Origin of the sequence: Rhizobium sp. EC-SD404 (genome assembly GCF_902498825.1) — a bacterium.
Lineage (GTDB): Bacteria > Pseudomonadota > Alphaproteobacteria > Rhizobiales > Rhizobiaceae > Georhizobium.
The window spans coordinates 2,046,711-2,066,616 of sequence record NZ_LR701459.1; the positions used below are offsets into that span (position 1 = coordinate 2,046,711).

Genomic DNA, 19,906 nt, shown 5'->3' on the forward strand with positions numbered 1-19,906 from the left:
CCGTCAGGTCCGGCTCTCATCGGGCACCTCGTCCAGCGGATCGTCCTCGCCGCCGAAGCCATGCATACGCAAGGCCCATTGCAGACCGATGACGCCACCTTTCAGCGGCTGCATGCTCGCCACCGTCAGGATCAGTGTCACCGGGATCCAGAACGCAAGCGCCTGCCACGACGTCCAGTCAACGACGCGTTCCCCGAACATGTAGCCGGCAACCACAACGTGGCCGACGATGAAGATAGCGAGATAGGGCGGCAGGTCGTCGGAGCGGTGGTGATGCATCGCTTCGCCGCACGAAGCGCAGTGATCGACAGGCTTCAGGAACGCGCGGAACAGCTTTCCTTCGCCGCAGGCCGGACAGCGGGACTTCAAGCCACGCATGATCGACCCTCCAAGCGCGCGAGGAGCACCATCATGCCGGTCGTCTGCCGCGTGCGATTGTCCGAAAGTCTGCATGATCGACGGTCTCTGTTCTGAACCCGGGCGCTGATGGACCATATAGGCGCGAACGGTGCCGATGTCGCCCCTCTCAGCTTTTTCGGCGCGCTATTGTCTCAGCGACGGCCGCGTGGCGGCCTTGTACCGGGCTTTTTAGACGCGCCACGCCGTTTTTCACCGTGCTTTGCCTTGTGGAACGACCTTGCACCCGCAGGCATCTTGCGCGGCTCGCTGACGATCTCGAAACGCAGGGCGCCGGCAAGCGGAAGCGCCTCGACCAGCTTCACGTCCACCGTGTCACCAAGCCGGAAGCCTTCACCGCTTTCACGACCCGTCATCGACTGATGGGCCTCATCATAGATGAAATAGTCATAGCCGAGCGTCGATACCGGCACGAAGCCATCTGCCCCGAACTGCGGCAGCGAAACGAAGAGGCCGGACTTGACGACGCCGGAGACACGGCCCTCGAAAGTATCGCCGACCCGGCTGGCAAGATGATGTGCGATCAGACGGTCAACCGTGTCGCGCTCTGCGGCCATCGCCCGGCGCTCGGACGTGGATATATCGGCGGCGATGTCGACCAGTGCCGCTTCTTCGTCAGGCGTGATCGCGCCATCGCCAAGCTTCAGGGAACCGATGAGCGCCCGGTGGACGATGAGGTCGGCGTAGCGGCGAATTGGCGAGGTGAAATGCGCGTACCGCATCAGGTTCAAGCCGAAATGGCCGAGATTGTCAGGGCTGTAGATCGCCTGGCTCTGCGACCGCAGGACCATCTCCGACACCATCGTCTCATGCGGTTTGCCGCTAGCCGAAGCCAGGATGTGGTTGAAATTGTTGGCGCGGAGGCTGCCTCGGGCAAGCGACAGGTCAAGCGTCGCCAGAAATTCACGCAGCGTTTCCTGCTTGGCCAGCGATGGAGCGTCGTGGATGCGATAGATCAGGCTCTGGCGCTTCCGCTCCAGCGTTTCCGCCGCCGCGACGTTCGCCTGGATCATGCACTCTTCGATGAGCTTGTGGGCATCGAGCCGTGGCGGCACGATCACCTTGTCGACCTTGCCGTCGTTGTCGAGAACGATCTTGCGTTCCGGCAGATCGAGTTCCAGCGGCTGTCGCTTGTCGCGGCCCTTGCGCATCGTACCGTAGGCTTCCCAAAGCGGCTTCAGGACGCCTTCGAGCAGCGTGTCCGTCTTGTCGTCCGTCGCGCCGTCTATGGCAGCCTGCGCCTGTTGATAGGACAGCTTGGCAAGGCTCTTCATCATGATGCGGTGGAAGGTATGGCGCAGCTTCTGGCCATCCTTCGAAAACGTCATGCGAACGGCGAGTGCAGGCCGGTCGACGCCTTCCTTCAGCGAGCAGAGGTCGTTGGAAATGCGCTCGGGCAACATGGGCACGACCCGGTCGGGAAAGTAGACCGAGTTGCCGCGCTTCAGCGCCTCGCGGTCGAGCTGCGATCCGGAACGCACATAGTGGGAGACGTCTGCGATCGCGACCGTGACGATGTGCCCGCCCTTGTTGTCGGGCGAGGGGTCCGGCTCGGCGTGAACCGCATCGTCATGGTCCTTCGCATCCGGCGGGTCGATCGTGACCAGCGCGAGATCACGCCAGTCTTCGCGGTGCGCCATGGTCGCAGGCTTCGCGGCCTCCGCCTCGGCGATGACGCTATCGGGAAAGACATGGGGAATGCCGTGGTCGTGGATGGCGATCATCGAGATCGCCTTCTCGCTCGAAACCGAGCCGATGACGGACAGCACTTCCGCCCGGGCGAGCCCGAAACGGCCGATCCGCGTAACTGCGATCTCGACCAGATCGCCGTCCTGGGCATTATTCGCCTGCGCCGCTTCGACGGTGAGTTCGTTCTGCTGCCGTTCGATCGGCATGATGCGTCCGCCGCCACCGGGCTCGGCACGGAAGACGCCGAGCGATGCGTCCTTACGCTTGTCGATCAGCTTGATGACGCGGGCGGTGTAGGCCGGGCCGGTCTTTTCCTTGGAAGGGAAGATCTTCGCCAGCACCCGGTCGCCGACGCCGGGCGTTCGGCCGGGTTTGCCAGAGCGGCCCACCGCCTTGTTCAGGCGGATCGACACGGCGGGCGCCACCTTCTCGGCATCGTCCCATTCGGCGGGCCGGCCGATCAGTCCGCCTTCGGCATCGCGCGTCGTGATGTCGAGAAGCGTGACCGGCGGCAGCTTGTCTGGACGCACGAGCTGCTTGCGATCCTTCTGGACAAGGCCGTCATCTGCAAGATCGCGCAGCAGATCCTTCAGCGCGACGCGATCCTCTCCCTTGAGCCCGAAGGCCTTGGCGATATCGCGCTTGGTGGCGCGATCCGGGTTGTCCGCAATGAAAGCGAGCAGCGTCTCGCGGTCGGGCAGGCTGGAGTGGGCGATGGTCTTGCCTCCGGCGAAGGGATAGACCCCTACGCCTCCTTCGATTTTGCCGAACTTGTCTTCTCGGTCGATGTCTTGGCCGCTGCTGCCTTTTTCTTCGGAGCGGCCTTCTTTGCGACTGCCGGTTTCTTGGCAGGGGCTGCCTTCTTGGCGGCCGCCTTCTTCGGCGCAGCCTTCTTGCCGCTTTTGCCGGCGCGCTCGGCAATCAGCTCCAGCGCTTTTTCAAGCGTCACGGCCTGTGGGTCGAGGCCTTTCGGAAGCGTCGCGTTGACTTTGCCCCAGTTGACATAGGGGCCATAGCGGCCGTCACGCACGGTGATTGCACCGCCATCGGGATGGTCGCCGAGTTCCTTGAGTGCGGCAGCAGACGTGCGACCACGCGCCGGACCCTTGGCCTTGCGATCCGCGATCACAGTCACCGCCCGGTTGAGGCCGATGGTGAACACGTCCTCCACCGTCTCGAGGTTGGCGTAGCCGCCATCGTGCAGGAGGAAGGGGCCGTACCGGCCGAGGCCGGCCGAAATCATCTTGCCGCTTTCGGGATGCTTGCCGATGTCGCGCGGCAGACCGATCAGCGCCATCGCCTTTTCATGGTCGATGTCGTCCGGCTTCCAGCCTTTCGGCAGGCTCGATCGCTTCGCTTCCTTGCCGTCGCCACGCTGAACGTAAGGGCCGAAACGGCCGGACCGCAGGGTGATCGGCTCGCCTGTATGCGGGTCGCGGCCGAGATCCTTCGGCTCGCCGGAAAGCTGCGCTTCGTCGCCATTGGCGCTCTCGGCGGAAAGCTGGCGCGTGAAGTTGCATTCCGGATAGTTCGAGCAGCCGACGAAGGCACCGAACTTGCCGAGCTTCAACGATAGATTGCCGGTACCGCAGGTCGGGCAGATGCGGGGATTGCCGCCATCTTCGCGCTTGGGGAAGACGATCGGCGCAAGCTCTTCGTTCAGAACATCGAGTACGTCGGAGACGCGCAGTTCCTTCGTGTTCTCGATCTGCGCGAAGAAGTCCTTCCAGAACGCGCGCAGCACGTCTTTCCAGGCGAGATCACCGTTCGAAATCTTGTCGAGCTGCTCTTCGAGATTGGCTGTGAAGTCGTACTCGACATAGCGCTCGAAGAAGTTCTGCAGAAATGCCGTGACCAGGCGGCCCTTGGCCTGCGGGATCAGCTTGCGCTTGTCGATCTCGACATATTCACGGTCCTGCAGCGTCGAAAGCGTTGCCGCATAGGTCGAAGGCCGGCCGATGCCGAGCTCTTCCATGCGCTTGATCAACGTCGCTTCCGAATAGCGCGGTGGCGGTTCGGTGAAATGCTGGGATGCGTTGATCTTCTCTTTGGCGACGGTCTCGCGCGCATTGATTTCCGGCAGGCGGCCATCGTCCTCGCCGTCGTCGGATTGCTCGCCGTCTTCCTTCTGATCCGTATAGGCAGCGATGAAGCCGTCGAACCGGATGACCGAGCCCGTGGCCCTGAGGCCGGCGACCTTGTCGCCGTTATTGGCGGCAATCTCGACGGTGGTGCGCTCGATTTCCGCCGATGCCATCTGGCTGGCAATCGCCCGTTTCCAGATCAAATCATAGAGGCGGATCTGATCCTGATCGAGGTAGCGCTTCACGTCATCGGGACGGCGCTCGAATCCGGTGGGGCGGATCGCTTCGTGCGCTTCCTGTGCGTTTTTCGCCTTGGTCGAATAGAAGCGCGGCTTCTCGGGGCGGTAGCGGTCGCCGAAGTTCGACGCGATCTCCTCGCGCGCGGCTTCGATGGCGCTGATGTCCATCTGCACGCCGTCGGTTCGCATATAAGTGATGAGACCGACGGTCTCGCCGCCGATGTCGATGCCTTCATAGAGCTTCTGCGCGACCTGCATCGTGCGCTTGGCGTTGAAGCCGAGCTTCGAGGATGCGGCCTGCTGCAGGGTCGAAGTCGTGAAGGGCGGCGCGGGGTTGCGCTTGGTGGGCTTCGCTTCGACGCTTTCGACCGTGAACGACGCACCTTCGAGCATCGCCTTGATCGTATCGGCTTCGCCGACATTGGTGACCGTCTGGCGCTGGATGCGCTTGCCTTCAAAGGATGCGAGGCGTGCATTGAAGACATCGTTGCGCGGCGTCTTCAGATCGGCGCTGATCTGCCAGTATTCTTCTGCGACGAAGCGTTCGATTTCCGCTTCGCGATCGCAGACGAGGCGCAGCGCCACCGACTGAACGCGGCCGGCCGACCGCGCGCCGGGCAGTTTGCGCCACAGAACCGGGGAGAGATTGAAGCCGACGAGATAATCGAGCGCGCGGCGGGCCAGATAGGCATCCACGAGCGGCGCATCGATATCGCGCGGATTGGCCATCGCATCGAGCACGGCCTTCTTGGTGATCGCATTGAAGACAACGCGCTGGACCGACTTGTCCTTCAGCGCCTTCTTCTTGTTCAGCACTTCCAGCACGTGCCAGGAAATGGCTTCTCCCTCGCGATCAGGGTCGGTCGCGAGAATGAGGCTATCGGCACCCTTGAGGGCGTCGGTGATGTCCTTCAGACGCTTGTTGGAGGCCGTATCGACCTCCCAGGTCATCTCGAAGTCTTCATCCGGCTTCACCGACCCGTCCTTGGCCGGCAGGTCGCGCACATGGCCGAACGAGGCCAGAACCTTATAGTCCTTGCCAAGGTACTTGTTGATTGTCTTTGCCTTTGCAGGCGATTCGACGACGACGACGTACATGAACACGCTCAAATTCTGATGATTGAGCACCGCGCGACCAGTGCTGGATAATGCCGCTTGGCGGCGATCACAGGCTCGGAGATGGACAGCAAGCGGCCTGAGGTCAAGTCATTTCCGATACGACGGCATTTGCGCATGTTGTTATACAACCTTAGAGCGCATCGCGACGTGTTGCACTTATGACTAGAGGCGCTATGGTTATGACACTGGCTCTGGATCACGAATCCGGGCTTCGATGAGGCGCTGCGCGCGGGAGTCCTCGGAATGGACGATCAAGAGAACGGCAGGCACGACATTGCTCACGATCCGGAGAAGATTGCCTACATCCGGCAGTTGCTCGGCGAACTGCGCGTCATGGCAGAACAGCAGCGATGCTTCATGCTCTGCTATATTATCGAAATGGCCTATGTGGAGGCGGGCGACATCCAGCTCGGCGTCAAGCCGTCAGAGATCCTCCGTAAGAAGACTGACCAGTCCGGACGGATGACGGGATAGACGCCCGGCAAGATCAAGCTCGAGCAGGATGAGATAGACGACCGCCGGCGGCAATTCCGTATGGCGCACGATATCGTCCACCTCGACAGGCGTGGCGCCCAGTGCCGACACCACCTTGTCGCGATCCGTTTCCCCCGGGTCGGCCCGCAACGACAGTCCGTCCTCGTCCCGTTCGCGCACCGAGAGCGGTGCCGCAGGGGGCCTTCCGACCAGAGGCGCCATGGCTTCCAGAATGTCGGCGCTGCCGGTGATCAGCGTCGCTCCGTCCTTGATCAGTGCGTTCGTCCCGGCCGATCGCGGGTCAAGCGGCGATCCCGGGACCGCAAAGACGATGCGCCCGAAATCCGCAGCACGCCGCGCCGAGATAAGCGAGCCCGAGCGGGTCGCCGCCTCGACCACGACGAGGCCGTAACCGATGCCGGCAATCAGGCGGTTGCGGCGCGGAAAGTCGCGCGCTCGCGGTTCCCAGCCGAACGGCATTTCGGAAACGGCTAAACCGCCGCCCTCCGTGATCGAGCGGTAGAGATCGAGATTTTCAGGCGGGTAGGGCATGTCGAGACCGCCCGCCATCGCTGCGATCGTGCCCGTTTCGAGCGTAGCGCGGTGCGCCGCCGCATCGATCCCCCGGGCGAGACCGGATACGACGACGTATCCGGCCGCACCGACTTCACGCGCCATGCGAGCGGTGAACTTCGCGCCCGCAGCCGATGCGTTGCGCGATCCGACGAAAGCGACAGCCGGCTTCTGGGTAATCGATGTATCGCCCTTCACTGCTAGCAGCGGCGGGGCCGCATCGATGCTGCGCAGCAGTGGCGGGTAGTCCGGCTCGCCGATCCCGACGAAGCGCGCACCGAAGCGCGTCGCCTGTTCGAGTTCACGCTCGGCCTGTTCGACACTCGCCACGCGCAACGACCGCCCGCCACCGCGCGCCGAAAGGTCGGGCAGGGCATCGAGCGCAGCTTCTGCCGAGCCGCAATGATTGATCAGTTCGCGAAAGGTGGCAGGTCCGACATTGTCGCTGCGGATGAGGCGGAGCCACGCGAGGCGCTGGCGATCGGTTAGCGCGATCCCACGCACCCGCGCAACGCCGCCTTCGTGCGCCATCAGCCGCGCGCTCCGATCCGGCTTTCGGTGCCGTTGATCAGGCGACCAATATTCGCGCGGTGCTTGATGAAAGTGATGATGCTCATGATGACGAACAGCTCCATCAGTCGCATTTCACCGAGAATGAAGAACGACAAGGGGACGACAGCCGCCGCGAGCAACGCCGCCAGCGAGGAATAGCGCGTGAAATAGGCGGTTCCGATCCAGATGACCGCGAAGATCAGCACCATGGCGGGCGCAAGCCCGAGCAGCACGCCCACATAGGTTGCGACGCCCTTGCCACCGCGAAACTTCAGCCACACGGGGAAGAGGTGGCCGATAAACGCACCGAAGCCCGCGATGATGGCGAGGATTTCGGAAAACTGCGCGGCGACGACGACCGCCAGCGTGCCCTTCAGCGCATCTCCGATGAGTGTTGCGGCAGCCAGCTTCTTGTTGCCGGTTCGCAGCACATTGGTGGCGCCGATGTTGCCAGACCCGATCTTGCGCACGTCTCCAAGCCCGGCCATGCGCGTCAGGATGAGGCCGAAGGGTATCGAGCCGAGCAGGTACCCAAACGCCAGCGCAACCAGGAACAGGTCGAAAGGGACCTGCGTGATGATCGGTTCAGGCATGCGTCAACTCCGGCTCAATCCGCTTTGAAGACTGTGGCGCCCGCCACGAAGGTTTGCAAGACGCGCCCCTGGAAGCGTGCATCTTCGAAAGGCGTGTTCTTGGAGGTCGAGACGATGCGCTCCTTGGAAAAGACGAATGGCTCGAAGAGATCGACGATCGCAAGATCGGCTCGTGCACCGGCTTTCAGCGTACCGGCATCGAGGCCATAGCGCTTTGCGGGGCTCGTCGAGAGCGCGTCGACCAACCGGGATAGCGGGACATCGCCGGAGTGGTGCAGCCGCAACGCGGCAGCGAACAGCGTTTCCAGGCCGATGGCGCCGTTTTCCGCGTCGGAGAAAGGCAGGCGCTTGGTATCGACGTCCTGTGGGTCATGGGCCGAAGCGATGATGTCGATCGTGCCGTCGCGCACCGCATCCACCATTGCGCGCCGGTCTTCCTCGATCCGCAGCGGTGGCGACAGCTTGAAGAAAGTGCGGTACTCGCCGATGTCGTTCTCGTTCAGCGTCAGATGGTTGATCGAGATGCCGGCGCTCACATCGAGCCCGCGCGCTTTCGCGGCGGCGATGGCGCCGGTGGATTCGGGTACCGAGATGCTTGTCGCGTGGTACCGTCCGCGCGTCAGGGCGGCGAGGCGCAGGTCGCGCTCCAGCGGAATGATCTCCGCCTCGCGCGGGATCCCCGAAAGGCCAAGCCAGCTTGCAAAAAGCCCTTCGTTCATGACGCCTTGGGCGGCAAGATGCTTGTCCTGCGTCTCGCAGGCGATCAAGGCACCGAAATCGCGGGCGTAGGTTAGCGCGCGACGGATGACGGCTGTGTTGGCGAGCGTGCGTCTGCCATCTGTGAACACGACTGCGCCGGCCGCTGCGAGCAGGCCGATCTCGGTCATTTCCTCGCCTGCAAGCGCCTTGGTGAGGGCGGCGGCCGGATAGACGCGCACGACGGCCGAATCGCGCGCCGTCTTCAAAACGAACTCGACGAGCGCCACATCATCGATCGCCGGGCTCGTGTCCGGCATCATGACGAAGGATGTGACGCCGCCCGCGGCGGCTGCGCGACTGGCCGAAGCGATCGTCTCGCGGTGTTCGCTGCCGGGCTCGCCGACGTGAACGCGCGTGTCGACGAGGCCCGGGATCACGAGCTTGTCGCGACAATCGATGACTTCGGCGCCGTCCGGTATGCCCTGGTTGTGGGCGCCAGCGCCGGCTGCCTCGATGATGCCGTCCTTGATGATGACGGATCCGATTTCATTGATGCCGCGAGACGGATCGATGATCTGCGCGTCGGTGAGGACTGTGAACGTCATGGCTGCACCTCCTCGCCGATGAGAAGCGTTTCCATGACGGCCATGCGCACGGCGACCCCCATTTCGACCTGCTGCTCGATGACGCTCTGCGGACCGTCTGCGATCTCCGAGGCGATCTCGACGCCGCGGTTCATCGGGCCCGGATGCATGACCAGCGCATCCTCCTTGGCATAGGCAAGCTTATCCGCATCGAGGCCGTAGAAGCGGAAATATTCGCGCACGGATGGCACGAAGGCGCCGGACATCCGCTCGCGCTGCAGGCGCAGCATCATCACGACGTCGGCGTCTTTCAGGCCTTCCTTCATGGACGTGTAGACTTCGACGCCCATGTCGCGAATGCCCGAGGGCATCAGAGTAGACGGGCCGATGACCCGGACGCGCGCGCCGAGCAGATTGAGCAGCACGATGTTGGAACGCGCCACCCGGCTGTGCAGCACATCGCCGCAAATGGCGACGATCAACCGGCCGACCTTGCCCTTGGCGCGGCGGATGGTCAGCGCATCGAGCAGCGCCTGTGTCGGATGCTCATGCGCGCCGTCGCCGGCATTGACGACGGAACAGCCGACTTTCTGCGAGAGAAGCGCCGCGGCACCCGCCGACGAATGCCGCACGATCAGGATATCTGGCCGCATCGCGTTCAGCGTCATCGCCGTGTCGACGAGCGTCTCGCCCTTTTTGACCGAGGAATTGCCGACCGACATGTTCATCACATCGGCGCCGAGCCGCTTTCCGGCCAGTTCGAACGAGGCCTGCGTGCGGGTCGATGCTTCGAAGAAGAGGTTGATCTGCGTCAGCCCACGCAGGCTCGCCTTCTTTTTCTCGCGCTGACGGCTGAGCGCAACGGCGGCGTCGGATCGATCGAGGAGATAGTGGACGTCGGCCTCGTTCAGACCCTTGATGCCGAGAAGGTGGCGGTGCGGAAAGGACATTGTCGCGACGGGCTCCGGCTTGCGGCTCGTCGCTCTATAGGCGCGGCCCGCCGTCCGAACAAGCGCCGGCCCTGCGCGCATGCACGCTGCTCCACCGCAATTTCTCCGTCTATCCCGCTGCAATCGCGCTCGAATCCGGTTAGGAAGGGCCATGAGCACCCGTCCCCCGCCAGCGACCCACGACGTCTTCAACCAGCCGCCGCGCTTTTCGGGGATGAACGCCTATCGCGCCGACCCGCTTCTCGTTGAAATCACGCTCGACATGGATCGCGCGCTCCGGCTGGACTTCGAGGGCATCGGCCGTTTCGTGATGAGCGCCGAAGCGCAGGACCTGGCGCGGCTTGCCAACCGCAACCCGCCGGAACTCAAGACGCACGATCACCAAGGCAACCGCATCGACCAGGTGGATTTCCATCCGGCCTACCACGCGCTCCTGCGTAAATCGGTATCGGGCGGGCTTCATGCCTCGGTTTGGGAAGACCTGCCGGCCGAGGCGGGCGTTGCGCACAAAGCACGAGCGATCCGCTTCTTCCTGACGGCCGGGCTCGAAACCGGGCATCTCTGTCCCGTGACGATGACCAATGCATCGGTCGCCGCGATCATGGCGTCGCCGCGGATCGAGCGGGACTGGCTGCCGAAGATCCTGTCCCGCAAATACGATTCCGCCCACAAGCCGGCGATGCAGAAGACCGGCATCACGCTCGGCATGGGCATGACGGAGAAGCAGGGCGGCACGGATGTGCGGGCTAACACAACTTCCGCCGAGCGCGTGGGCGAGGGCATCTATCGCCTGACCGGCCACAAATGGTTCATGTCCGCGCCGATGAGCGACGCATTCCTGATGCTGGCCCAGACGCCAGAGGGTATCGGCTGCTTTCTCGTCCCCCGCATCCTGGAGGATGGTTCACCAAATGGCCTCCGTTTCCAGCGTCTGAAGGACAAGCTCGGCAACCGGTCGAACGCATCGAGCGAGGTCGAGTTTTCCGACACCTATGGCTTCCTGCTCGGCGAACCGGGCGAGGGCATCCGTACGATACTCGACATGGTGACCATGACGCGGCTGGATTGCGCGGTTGCCTCCGCTGGCATCATGCGATCGTCACTTGCCGATGCGGTTCATCACACCAGGCACCGCTCGGTCTTCGGCAAGAAGCTGGTCGATCAGCCGCTGATGGCCCGCGTGCTCGGCGACATGGCGCTCGACGTGGCCGCCGCCACGGCTCTCTCCATGCGGCTTGCCACCGCCTTCGACCGCGCCCGCAACGATCCGCGCGAAGCGGCTTACGCAAGGCTGATGACGCCCGTCGTCAAATACTGGGTCTGCAAGATCGCCCCGGCGCTCGTCTACGAGGCGATGGAATCGGTCGGCGGCAATGGATATGTCGAGGAGAAGGCTCTCGCCCGCCATTACCGCGAGGCTCCCGTCAATGCGATCTGGGAAGGCTCGGGCAACGTCATGGCGCTCGACGTGTTGCGGGTGCTGGCCCGCGGACGCGATCTCTTCGACGTCGTGCTCGAAATGATCGCCGGCGATCTCGGTGCAGCCGGCAGGCGCACGCGTGACGTCCTGGAGGCTGCCATGGCAGTCTGCGAAAGCGACCAGGGCGCTGCCCGTATGCTGACGGAACAGCTGGCGCTTTCCGCGGCGGCAGCTGAACTCAACCGCATCGGCGCCGGCCGCGTGGCCGACGCTTTCATCGAAACGCGGCTGGCCGGCGCCTGGCGCTCCACCTACGGGATGCTCGATTCCCGCTTCGACGCGCGTCAACTCGTCGATCTTCTTTATCCCGAAAGCTGACGCAGCAGGAAAAGCGCCAGCGGCATCGTACCGATCGAGGCCGCCGTCTGGATTGTCGTGATCGCCGCGTAGAGCGGAGCGTCGCCGTTCATCTGACGCGCCAGCAGATATCCATTCATGGCTGTCGGCACCGCCGCGCAGAGAACCAGAATTTCGAGCGTCGCGCCTTCGAGCCCGACCAGCACTGCGACCAAGGTCATGACCGCGGGAAATAGAACGAGCTTGATTGCGGACGTCAGCGCCGAAACGGGTCGTGGCTTCAACGCGTCCCCGATGCGCAAGCCAGCGCCCACCATCAGCAGTCCGAGGCCGAGTGAACTCGCCGCAATAAGATCGATGGCAGTGAGGATCGGGCCGGGGATCTCAAATGGCAGAAGGCGCGCTCCCAGACCGATGAGGCATGACAATATGAGCGGATTGCGCGCCATGCCCAGCGCCAGCACCGAGAGCTTGCGCGCTCCACCGCCGAACCAAACCATGACCGCGACGCAGACGAGATTGATCGGCAGGATGATGAGCGCCATCACGAGTGCGACCAGCGCGATGCCCTGGTCGCCATGAAGGCTGCTGGCGATGGCCAGCGCGACGAAGCCGTTCCAGCGGATGCCGGTCTGGAAAATGGTGGTGAAACTGGACGCGGTAACGCCGCGCCGCTGCATGATCGGCCACAGCGAAAGCACGAAGACCATCATGAAAGCGAGCGTGATGGCAACGGTCAGCGCGACGCGCCCCACGTCGAGCGCTGCGAAATCCGCTTGGTATAGCGTCATTGAGAGCAGGGCCGGGAATGCGACGAAATACCCGAACTGTTCAAGCCCAGGCCAAAAACTCTGATCGATGCTTTTCCACCGTTTCAACACGATCCCGAGAAGAACGAGCAGAAAAATCGGGATGATGCTTTGCAGGATCGGAATCATGAACGTCGAGCCAATTGAAGCCTGTTCCTTAGGCCCCATACGGCCCATGAGCAAATGCGTTCCAGAGCGAGACGGCCGTTAACCATAAATCGCGATTGCTGATTGGACCAATGGCCGGGAATCGTTGCCTCCCTTATGGTTGGCAAACTGTTAACGGGCATCGGCCGGTAAGAATTGGTGCAACCGCGCTCTAATTGCTTTGTTGATGTTGTGACAGATCAGGCAAGGGCTTCATGGGCATGCGGACGATCGTGATCGGCATATCGCTTTTCTGGATGGTGGAGTTTTCCATGTCCGGGCTGAGCCGTGCCGTTCCGTCCCCCTACGACCAGGAACCCGGTATGTTCGCGTGGCTGAGCATCCATCATCTCTTCGGCTTCGCCGAATTCGGGATCGCCTCACTGTTCTGTCTGGCTGCGCTTTTCGCGCTGTTCGGCACATACTCGACCAAGCGGGATTCGCGTGAGACCCTCGTTGCTGCCGTAACCGGCGCGCTGGTGCTGACGGCCGCGACACATGCCTTCGGCTGGCTGGAGGGTAGAGTGGACGCAAGCGTCTTCGTCGAGGCTGGCCTGCTCTTGATGACAGGGGCAGCTGCCCTTCTCTTCGACGGGAACACCGTCAAAACGGCCGCTGCCCAAGACGACGCGATCCTGCCGAATGATTATCTCAAGAACCGGATCGCCGCCGCGACGGCGTCGGTCCACACCTTCCCCGATGCGAGGCCCCGGTCATGAAATGGTTTCTGATACTCTGGGCCGCCCCCGTCGGGTCGCTGATTGCCTGGTACGGGCTGTCCTATCACGACATTAGTCTCGGCTTCTTCATGTTGACGCGCGAAACGCATGACCTCGTCTTCCAGATCTATGGCAACGTGCTTGGCATTGCGCCCGAGAGTATACCGCCGCTGGTCGCCCGCGCACTCGTGGTCGACACGTTCATCGTGCTGGGCATCGTCGCTTTTCGTAAGCGCCGCGAAATCCGGGCGTGGTGGGCCGCGCGACAGGATCGCGGCGCCCGACTTCAGAGCGACGAAAGCCTGTCCAGCGCGCCTTGAAGAATGAACGCCGCTGCGGCGGCGTCGATACGCTCCGCTCTGCGGGCGCGTGACACGTCCATGCCGATTAGCGCCCTCTCGGCGGCCACCGTCGAAAGCCGCTCGTCCCAGAATGCGAATGGAAGCTCCGTGAGAGGCTCCATGTTGCGTACGAAGGCGCGCGTCGCCTGCGCGCGGGGCCCTTGGCTCCCGTCCATGTTGATCGGCAGGCCGATCACGATGCCCGAGACCTGCTGTTCGGCAAGAAGCTTCAAGAGCGCATCTGCGTCCTTCATGAATTTTGCGCGACGGATCACCCCGCGCGGGCTCGCCAGCGTCAGTCCCAGATCGGAAATGGCGACGCCGATCGTTTTCGTGCCGAGGTCTAGACCGGCGAGCGTGGTGCCCTTGGGCATGAGACCGGGAAGGTCTTCGAGCGCGACGATTGACAAGATAACGGCCTTCCGGGTTTTGCAATTGGGCTTCTCTGCGCCATCTACCGGCCCGGAGCAATAACCCCCGCATGGGCATCAGCAAGGAGATATCGATGAAACTGACCTGGCTCGGACACGCTGCATTCCGGATCGAAACCGGCAAGGCGACGATCCTGATCGACCCGTTCCTGACCGGAAACCCCGGCTTTGCAGGTCTCGATCGCAAGGATGCCGTCCAAGGCGTCACGCATATCGTCCTGACCCACGGACACGCCGATCATGTCGGCGATACGGCAGCGATCGCCAAGGAAACCGGTGCGACCGTGGTGGCCAATGCGGATCTCTGCGGCTTCCTCGGCAAGCATCGCGGCCTGGAAAAGCTCGATCCGACGAACACCGGCGGCACCGTCCATCATGAAGGCTTCTCGGTGACCTATGTGAATGCTCTGCATTCCTCCGCCGACATCACCGAGGACGGCGTGTCCCATGCGCTCGGCAACGCCAATGGCTGCATCTTCCACATCGATGGCGGCCCGACGCTTCTGCATATGGGCGACACCGATATCTTCTCGGATATGGCGCTGATCCACGAACTGCATCGGCCGGAGATTGGCATCGTACCTATCGGTGATCGCTTCACCATGGGCGGTGCCGTCGCAGCACTCGCATGCCGCCGCTACTTCGACTTCAAGGCGATCATTCCGTGCCACTACGGCTCGTTCCCGATTATCGACCAGACCGCCGATGTGTTTGTGGATGCGCTGGAGAGCCAGGCGGAGCGGGCAAAGGTCGCCGCTGCCGGAACGCTGCACCAGTTCTAGGTGAGACGACGCCGAGCCCTATGCCCGCAGCGCGACCCGTTGGCGCCCAGCGCTGCGGGCAAGGCTCAAGGCGTCCTGGAAAGAGAGCGGGCGATCGAAATGATAGCCCTGGCCGTAAGTGCAGCCGAGGGCTTTCAGTTGCCCGGCAATTGCGCCGGTCTCTACGCCTTCGGCCACGCAGTCGATCCCTAGATTGGCGGACAGGTCCACGACCGATTTTACGATGTTGCGGCAGCGGGCATCGCTTTCCATCTGCTGCACGAAGCTGCGGTCGATCTTGAGTTTGTCGAAGGCGAGGCGGTGCACATGGCTGAGGCTCGAATAGCCCGTGCCGAAATCATCGAGTGCCACCTTGATACCGGCGGAGCGGAAGAGCGAGATCATCCGCTCCGCCGTTTCGAAGTTCGACAGGAGTGCCGTTTCGGTGATCTCGAATTCGAGGCGATTCGTGGCGATGCCCGAGCGCTCGACAAGGCTGAGGATCTTCAAAGCATCAATGTGGTTGCAGATGTCGCGGGCCGAAAGGTTGAACGATAGCCGGCAATCGAGCGGCAATTGGTCCAGCGCGTCGATCGCCTTGCGCAGAAGGATCAGCGACACGTCGTTGATGAGCCCGCAGCGCTCTGCGATGGGTACGAAGGCGGCAGGCGAAATCTCGCCGAGCGTCGCATTGTTCCACCGGCCAAGCGCTTCGAAACTGACGACTTCGCCTGTTTTCAGATCGATGATCGGTTGGAAGGCCAGATAGAATTCCTGCCTGAGATCGCCAATCCGAAGCTCCCGCTCGATCGATGTCCGTTCGTGCAGGAGGCGCGTATGCTGGTCGGAGAATATTTCGACGCCGCCGTTCTGCTTGTTTTTGGCCTGGTAGAGCGCGAAGTCGGCCTGTTCGATCAGGCTTGCGGCAGTCGCTTGGCGTTCGCTGGAAACGACGATCCCGCACGATCCCGACAGCCGTGCAATGCCGGCAGGCGTCTCGAAATGGTCCTTCAACGCAAGGCACAGGGCATTGCCGATGGAAAGCACTTCGCTTGCATCCGTGTCCGATGCGAGAATGAAGCCGAACTCGTCGCCTCCGATACGTGCGACGATCGTGCCGGGCAGAAGCAGTTTTCGGAACCGGCGCGCGGTTTCCACAAGCACCGCGTCGCCCGCAGCATGACCGAAGACATCGTTGACCGGCTTGAATCCGTCGAGGTCGATGAGGCCGATGATGGGCGGCCTGCCGCCGGCCGCCTTGGTGAGTTCCTGGTCGATCTTTTCGAAAAAGCTGCGTCGATTGTGCAGGCCCGTCAGTTGGTCTTCGAGCGCGTGCTTGGCGTTTAGAATGCCGAGCTGCTCGGTTTCCTTTTGCTTCTGCTCGAGGATGTCCGACATCCGCACGATGGAAATGAAATTGTCGAAATTGCTGTGCGTGACGTGGATGAAGGCGAGCGAGATGAGGCAGACGCTGATCGAAATTGCCATGAACACCGGCTGGCCGCTGAACATGAAGTGACCAACGAGAATGAAGAAAACGCTACCGGCGGTCACCAGGGCCGCAGGCGGAAGGTTCATCAGGCAGAAGACGCAGGAAATGGCAGCGATCGACAGGAAAAAGGCGATATGGCTCTGTTGGTAGGCGTCGCCATAGGGATATAGGCTCACACCCCAGAAACCGAAGCCGATCGAAAATATGCCGGCCAAAACCACCGTCCCGCGCATCTTCCGAATGGCTTGCGCTGCGGTCGGCTGATCATTGCGCCGGAAGTGCCACTTCGCCAGGCGGATGACGCAGATCAGCGACAGCACACCTGGGATATACACCGTCTGCAATGTCGGCGCCGCGCCGTAATGCGTCCACGCGAGAGCCACGGCATTGACGACCAGCAGGACGTACAGAATCGGGATCTGCCGCGTCAGCGCGGCATATTGCGCGATCGCGAAACGCTCATTTCCGACATCGACATGAAAGAGAAAGGACTTACGAAAAAACTGCAGCACAACCAGGCACCCCCAACGGCCGCAGTAAAGAAGAGAAGCATTGAAATATCGTATAGACTGTTGGACATACGGTGAGTGTGACGCACAGTTTGCCAGCCTTGCTCTTGGCTGATGTGAACGCTATAGGCACCCGCACGCCTGAAAATCCCGGAGTTCCCGCATGTCTGTCGATATCGCAACCGTGAAGCGCGTTGCCCGTCTGTCCCGTCTCGCGGTAAGCGACGAGGATGCACAGCGCATGGTCGGCGAGCTCAACGTCATTCTCGGCTTCGTCGAGCAGCTCGACGAGGTCGATGTGAGTGGCGTCGAGCCCATGACCTCGGTGATCGCCATGGACATGAAGAAGCGCGCCGATGTCGTCACCGATGGCGACAAGGCTGCCGATGTCGTGGCCAACGCGCCGGCGTCCGAAGAAGGGTTCTTCCTCGTCCCGAAAGTCGTGGAGTAGGCCGTGGAGCTGGCTATCGCAGCCGAGACGCCTCTCCAGGACGACGTGCGCGACATGGTCAGCGCGCTCAACGCGCACATGATCCCGTTGACGCCGCGCGAGTTCCAGTTCCAACTGACCGTCGAGCAGATGTCCGATCCTTCGGTGACGGTTTTCATCGCGCGCAATGAAGATGGAAACGCTGTCGGCATGGCGTCGCTGAAAGATCACGGTCAGGGTCTCGGGGAAGTGAAGCGCATGTTCACCAAGCCGCAAGTGCGCGGCAAGCGGGTGGGCTCTGCGCTTCTGCAGCAGGTCGAGCAACTTGCCCGTGATCGCGGCATCTTCCGTCTCGTTCTCGAAACGGGCGAGGCGCCCGGTTTCGAAGCCGCTTGGCGCATCTATGAGCGCAACGGCTTCACCCAATGCGGCGCCGTCCTCGACTATCCCGATTCCGGTTATTCCCGATTTTACGAAAAGAAGTTTGCCTGATGTCCGAACTGACCCGCCTGACCATCGCCGAAGCTCGCGAAAAGATGCGCGCACGCGACCTTTCCTCGGTCGAACTGACGGATGCCTATCTGACGGCGATCGAAGCCGCGAACCCTTCGATCAATGCCTATGTGACGGTGACGGCGGACAAGGCGCGCGCCATGGCAAAGCGTTCGGACGAGCGCATGGCGAACGGGGAGGCGGGTGCCCTCGAAGGCATTCCGCTTGGCATCAAGGACCTCTTTGCGACCGAAGGCGTCCACACGCAGGCCTGCAGCCATATCCTGAACAGCTTCGAGCCGCGCTACGAATCGACCGTCACCTCCAACCTCTGGAACGACGGCGCCGTCATGCTCGGCAAGCTGAACATGGACGAGTTCGCCATGGGCTCGTCGAACGAGACGTCCTATTACGGCCCGGTCGTGAACCCCTGGCGCGTCGAGGGCTCCAACAAGAGCCTCGTGCCCGGCGGCTCCTCCGGTGGCTCTGCGGCAGCCGTTGCCGCCGAACTCTGCGCCGGCGCGACCGCGACCGATACCGGTGGATCCATCCGCCAGCCGGCAGCGTTCACCGGGACCGTCGGCATCAAGCCAACCTATGGCCGCTGCTCGCGCTTCGGCATCGTCGCCTTTGCCTCCTCGCTCGACCAGGCGGGTCCGATCGCCCGCGACGTGCGTGATGCGGCGATCATGCTGCGCTCCATGGCCTCGACGGACGCCAAGGACACGACCTCGGTCGATCGTTCGGTTCCCGACTACGAGGCCGCCGTCGGGCGCTCGGTAAAGGGCCTGAAGATCGGCATCCCGAAGGAGTACCGCGTCGACGGCATGCCGGGCGAGATCGACGCGCTCTGGCAGCAGGGCATCGATTGGCTCAAGGAGGCCGGCGCCGAAATCGTCGAGATTTCCCTGCCGCACACCAAATACGCGCTGCCCGCCTATTACATCGTGGCACCGGCGGAAGCCTCGTCGAACCTCGCGCGTTATGACGGTGTGCGCTACGGCCTGCGCCAGCCGGGCCGCGACATTCTGGAAATGTACGAAAAGACCCGCGCGGAAGGTTTTGGCGAAGAAGTCCAGCGCCGTATCATGATCGGCACCTATGTTCTCTCCGCCGGCTATTACGATGCCTACTACCTGAAGGCGCAGAAAGTCCGCACGCTGATCAAGCGCGATTTCGAGACAGTGTTCGCCGCTGGCGTCGACGCGATCCTGACGCCGGCGACACCATCGGCCGCTTTCGAGATTGGCGATGCCGAGATGGCGGCCGATCCGGTGAAGATGTACCTGAACGACATCTTCACGGTCACTGTGAACATGGCGGGCCTGCCGGGTATCGCCGTTCCGGCCGGAACCTCGCCGGATGGATTGCCGCTGGGTCTCCAATTGATCGGCCGACCCTTCGACGAAGAGACGCTTTTTGCCGCAGCCAGCGTCGTGGAGAAGGCCGCCGGCCGCTTCACGCCAAAGCGTTGGTGGTAATTCGACCAGCCAAACGCAGTGATGCCGCGAAACTCGCGGAGATCGGATATCGTGCCTGGGAAGACCGCTTGTCCGTCTGGGCATCGGGCCAGACCAACGTGGCGAGCCTTCGCCGCAACGCGATGGACTCCTACCTCACCTTCACGAGCCGCAGCTGGTCGCTGATCCGTGTCGCGGAAGAGGATGGCACCCCTGTCGGCTGGGGCGCCCACGAGGATCCGCTCGATGTCGAGACCGCGCGACCCAATGCCATCTCCGATCTCTGGATCGATCCCGACTTCCAGCGCCGCGGCTATGGTGCCAGGCTGCTCACCTGCCTCGAAGACGAAATCGTCGAGGCGGGGCACGAGACCTCGGAACTGGAAACGCACGCCCGCAATCACGAGGCGATCGCGTTCTATCGGCGCTATGGCTATGCGATCATCTGGCTGTCGACGGTCTATTCCGCGTCTCTGGACCGCGACATCGAAAAGGTCGGTCTGTTGAAGCGCCTGGTGCACGAGCCCGAAATGGAAATCTACGGGCCGCTCTGATCCGCGCGGCG

The 19,906-nt window shown here is 62.6% G+C and carries 19 protein-coding genes; 9 read left to right on the forward strand and 10 right to left on the reverse strand.

Features of this window, described 5'->3' with window-relative positions; all coding sequences use genetic code 11:
* Positions 1-3: 3 nt before the first annotated feature.
* The 3 genes from GC125_RS10590 to topA form a co-directional block, all read right to left on the reverse strand.
* On the reverse strand, positions 4-453 hold the full coding sequence (locus tag GC125_RS10590; protein ID WP_151985637.1) for a DUF983 domain-containing protein: 450 nt from the start codon (positions 451-453) through the stop codon (positions 4-6).
* Positions 454-551: 98 nt separating this feature from the next.
* Positions 552-2,867 carry a ribonuclease R gene (gene rnr, locus GC125_RS10595; RefSeq protein WP_286165629.1) on the reverse strand — a complete coding sequence of 772 codons (2,316 nt, stop codon included), beginning with the start codon at positions 2,865-2,867 and terminating at the stop codon, positions 552-554.
* A complete protein-coding gene (gene topA, locus GC125_RS10600; RefSeq protein WP_151985639.1) occupies positions 2,852-5,527 on the reverse strand; it encodes a type I DNA topoisomerase in 2,676 nt (891 codons plus the stop codon). Before topA ends, rnr begins: the two co-directional genes overlap by 16 nt.
* Before the next feature lie 264 nt (positions 5,528-5,791).
* Between topA and GC125_RS10605 the strand changes: the two genes are divergently transcribed.
* Complete coding sequence (locus GC125_RS10605; protein ID WP_151985640.1) at positions 5,792-6,022, forward strand: hypothetical protein; 231 nt, start codon at positions 5,792-5,794, stop codon at positions 6,020-6,022.
* Here GC125_RS10605 and dprA read toward each other — a convergent pair.
* The 4 genes from dprA to GC125_RS10625 are packed head-to-tail and all read right to left on the reverse strand — an operon-like array spanning position 5,972 to position 9,973.
* Entirely contained in the window at positions 5,972-7,126 is a 1,155-nt protein-coding gene (gene dprA / locus GC125_RS10610; RefSeq protein ID WP_151985641.1) for a DNA-processing protein DprA, read from the reverse strand. The genes GC125_RS10605 and dprA overlap by 51 nt on opposite strands.
* Positions 7,126-7,740, reverse strand: coding sequence for a glycerol-3-phosphate 1-O-acyltransferase PlsY (plsY, locus tag GC125_RS10615; protein WP_151985642.1), 615 nt, complete (start codon positions 7,738-7,740; stop codon positions 7,126-7,128). The genes dprA and plsY overlap by 1 nt, the downstream gene beginning before the upstream one ends.
* Before the next feature lie 14 nt (positions 7,741-7,754).
* The gene (locus tag GC125_RS10620; RefSeq protein WP_151985643.1) at positions 7,755-9,044 is read right to left on the reverse strand and encodes a dihydroorotase; all 1,290 of its coding nucleotides are present in this window, start codon (positions 9,042-9,044) and stop codon (positions 7,755-7,757) included.
* A complete protein-coding gene (locus GC125_RS10625) occupies positions 9,041-9,973 on the reverse strand; it encodes an aspartate carbamoyltransferase catalytic subunit (RefSeq protein ID WP_151987794.1) in 933 nt (310 codons plus the stop codon). The genes GC125_RS10620 and GC125_RS10625 overlap by 4 nt, the downstream gene beginning before the upstream one ends.
* A gap of 151 nt (positions 9,974-10,124) precedes the next feature.
* Here GC125_RS10625 and GC125_RS10630 point away from each other — a divergent pair, with 151 nt between their 5' ends.
* Positions 10,125-11,771: an acyl-CoA dehydrogenase family protein gene (locus tag GC125_RS10630; RefSeq protein ID WP_151985644.1), complete on the forward strand. Its 1,647-nt coding sequence runs from the start codon at positions 10,125-10,127 to the stop codon at positions 11,769-11,771.
* Here GC125_RS10630 and GC125_RS10635 read toward each other — a convergent pair.
* A complete protein-coding gene (locus tag GC125_RS10635) occupies positions 11,756-12,541 on the reverse strand; it encodes an AEC family transporter (RefSeq protein WP_286165462.1) in 786 nt (261 codons plus the stop codon). The two genes, GC125_RS10630 and GC125_RS10635, sit on opposite strands and share 16 nt — an antisense overlap.
* A gap of 386 nt (positions 12,542-12,927) precedes the next feature.
* Here GC125_RS10635 and GC125_RS10640 point away from each other — a divergent pair, with 386 nt between their 5' ends.
* Together GC125_RS10640 and GC125_RS10645 are read left to right on the forward strand one after the other, a co-directional pair.
* Entirely contained in the window at positions 12,928-13,425 is a 498-nt protein-coding gene (locus GC125_RS10640; protein WP_151985646.1) for a hypothetical protein, read from the forward strand.
* On the forward strand, positions 13,422-13,745 hold the full coding sequence (locus GC125_RS10645) for a DUF6105 family protein (RefSeq protein WP_151985647.1): 324 nt from the start codon (positions 13,422-13,424) through the stop codon (positions 13,743-13,745). Before GC125_RS10640 ends, GC125_RS10645 begins: the two co-directional genes overlap by 4 nt.
* Here GC125_RS10645 and ruvX read toward each other — a convergent pair.
* Entirely contained in the window at positions 13,712-14,140 is a 429-nt protein-coding gene (gene ruvX, locus GC125_RS10650) for a Holliday junction resolvase RuvX (protein WP_502706095.1), read from the reverse strand. The genes GC125_RS10645 and ruvX overlap by 34 nt on opposite strands.
* A gap of 131 nt (positions 14,141-14,271) precedes the next feature.
* Here ruvX and GC125_RS10655 point away from each other — a divergent pair, with 131 nt between their 5' ends.
* Entirely contained in the window at positions 14,272-14,979 is a 708-nt protein-coding gene (locus GC125_RS10655; RefSeq protein ID WP_151985649.1) for a metal-dependent hydrolase, read from the forward strand.
* Between the two features lie 18 nt (positions 14,980-14,997).
* Here GC125_RS10655 and GC125_RS10660 read toward each other — a convergent pair whose 3' ends face one another.
* Positions 14,998-16,962 carry a putative bifunctional diguanylate cyclase/phosphodiesterase gene (locus GC125_RS10660; RefSeq protein WP_286165463.1) on the reverse strand — a complete coding sequence of 655 codons (1,965 nt, stop codon included), beginning with the start codon at positions 16,960-16,962 and terminating at the stop codon, positions 14,998-15,000.
* 160 nt (positions 16,963-17,122) lie between these two features.
* On the opposite strand from GC125_RS10660, the gene gatC reads away from it, so the two are divergent.
* The 4 genes from gatC (at position 17,123) to GC125_RS10680 (ending at position 19,895) form a co-directional block, all read left to right on the forward strand.
* Positions 17,123-17,410, forward strand: coding sequence for an Asp-tRNA(Asn)/Glu-tRNA(Gln) amidotransferase subunit GatC (gene gatC, locus GC125_RS10665; protein ID WP_151985650.1), 288 nt, complete (start codon positions 17,123-17,125; stop codon positions 17,408-17,410).
* Positions 17,411-17,464: 54 nt separating this feature from the next.
* Positions 17,465-17,881, forward strand: coding sequence for a GNAT family N-acetyltransferase (locus GC125_RS10670; protein ID WP_502706096.1), 417 nt, complete (start codon positions 17,465-17,467; stop codon positions 17,879-17,881).
* Positions 17,881-19,362: an Asp-tRNA(Asn)/Glu-tRNA(Gln) amidotransferase subunit GatA gene (gatA, locus tag GC125_RS10675; RefSeq protein WP_151985652.1), complete on the forward strand. Its 1,482-nt coding sequence runs from the start codon at positions 17,881-17,883 to the stop codon at positions 19,360-19,362. The genes GC125_RS10670 and gatA overlap by 1 nt, the downstream gene beginning before the upstream one ends.
* A gap of 68 nt (positions 19,363-19,430) precedes the next feature.
* Positions 19,431-19,895, forward strand: a complete 465-nt coding sequence (locus GC125_RS10680; RefSeq protein ID WP_286165465.1) for a GNAT family N-acetyltransferase — start codon at positions 19,431-19,433, stop codon at positions 19,893-19,895.
* Positions 19,896-19,906: the final 11 nt, after the last annotated feature.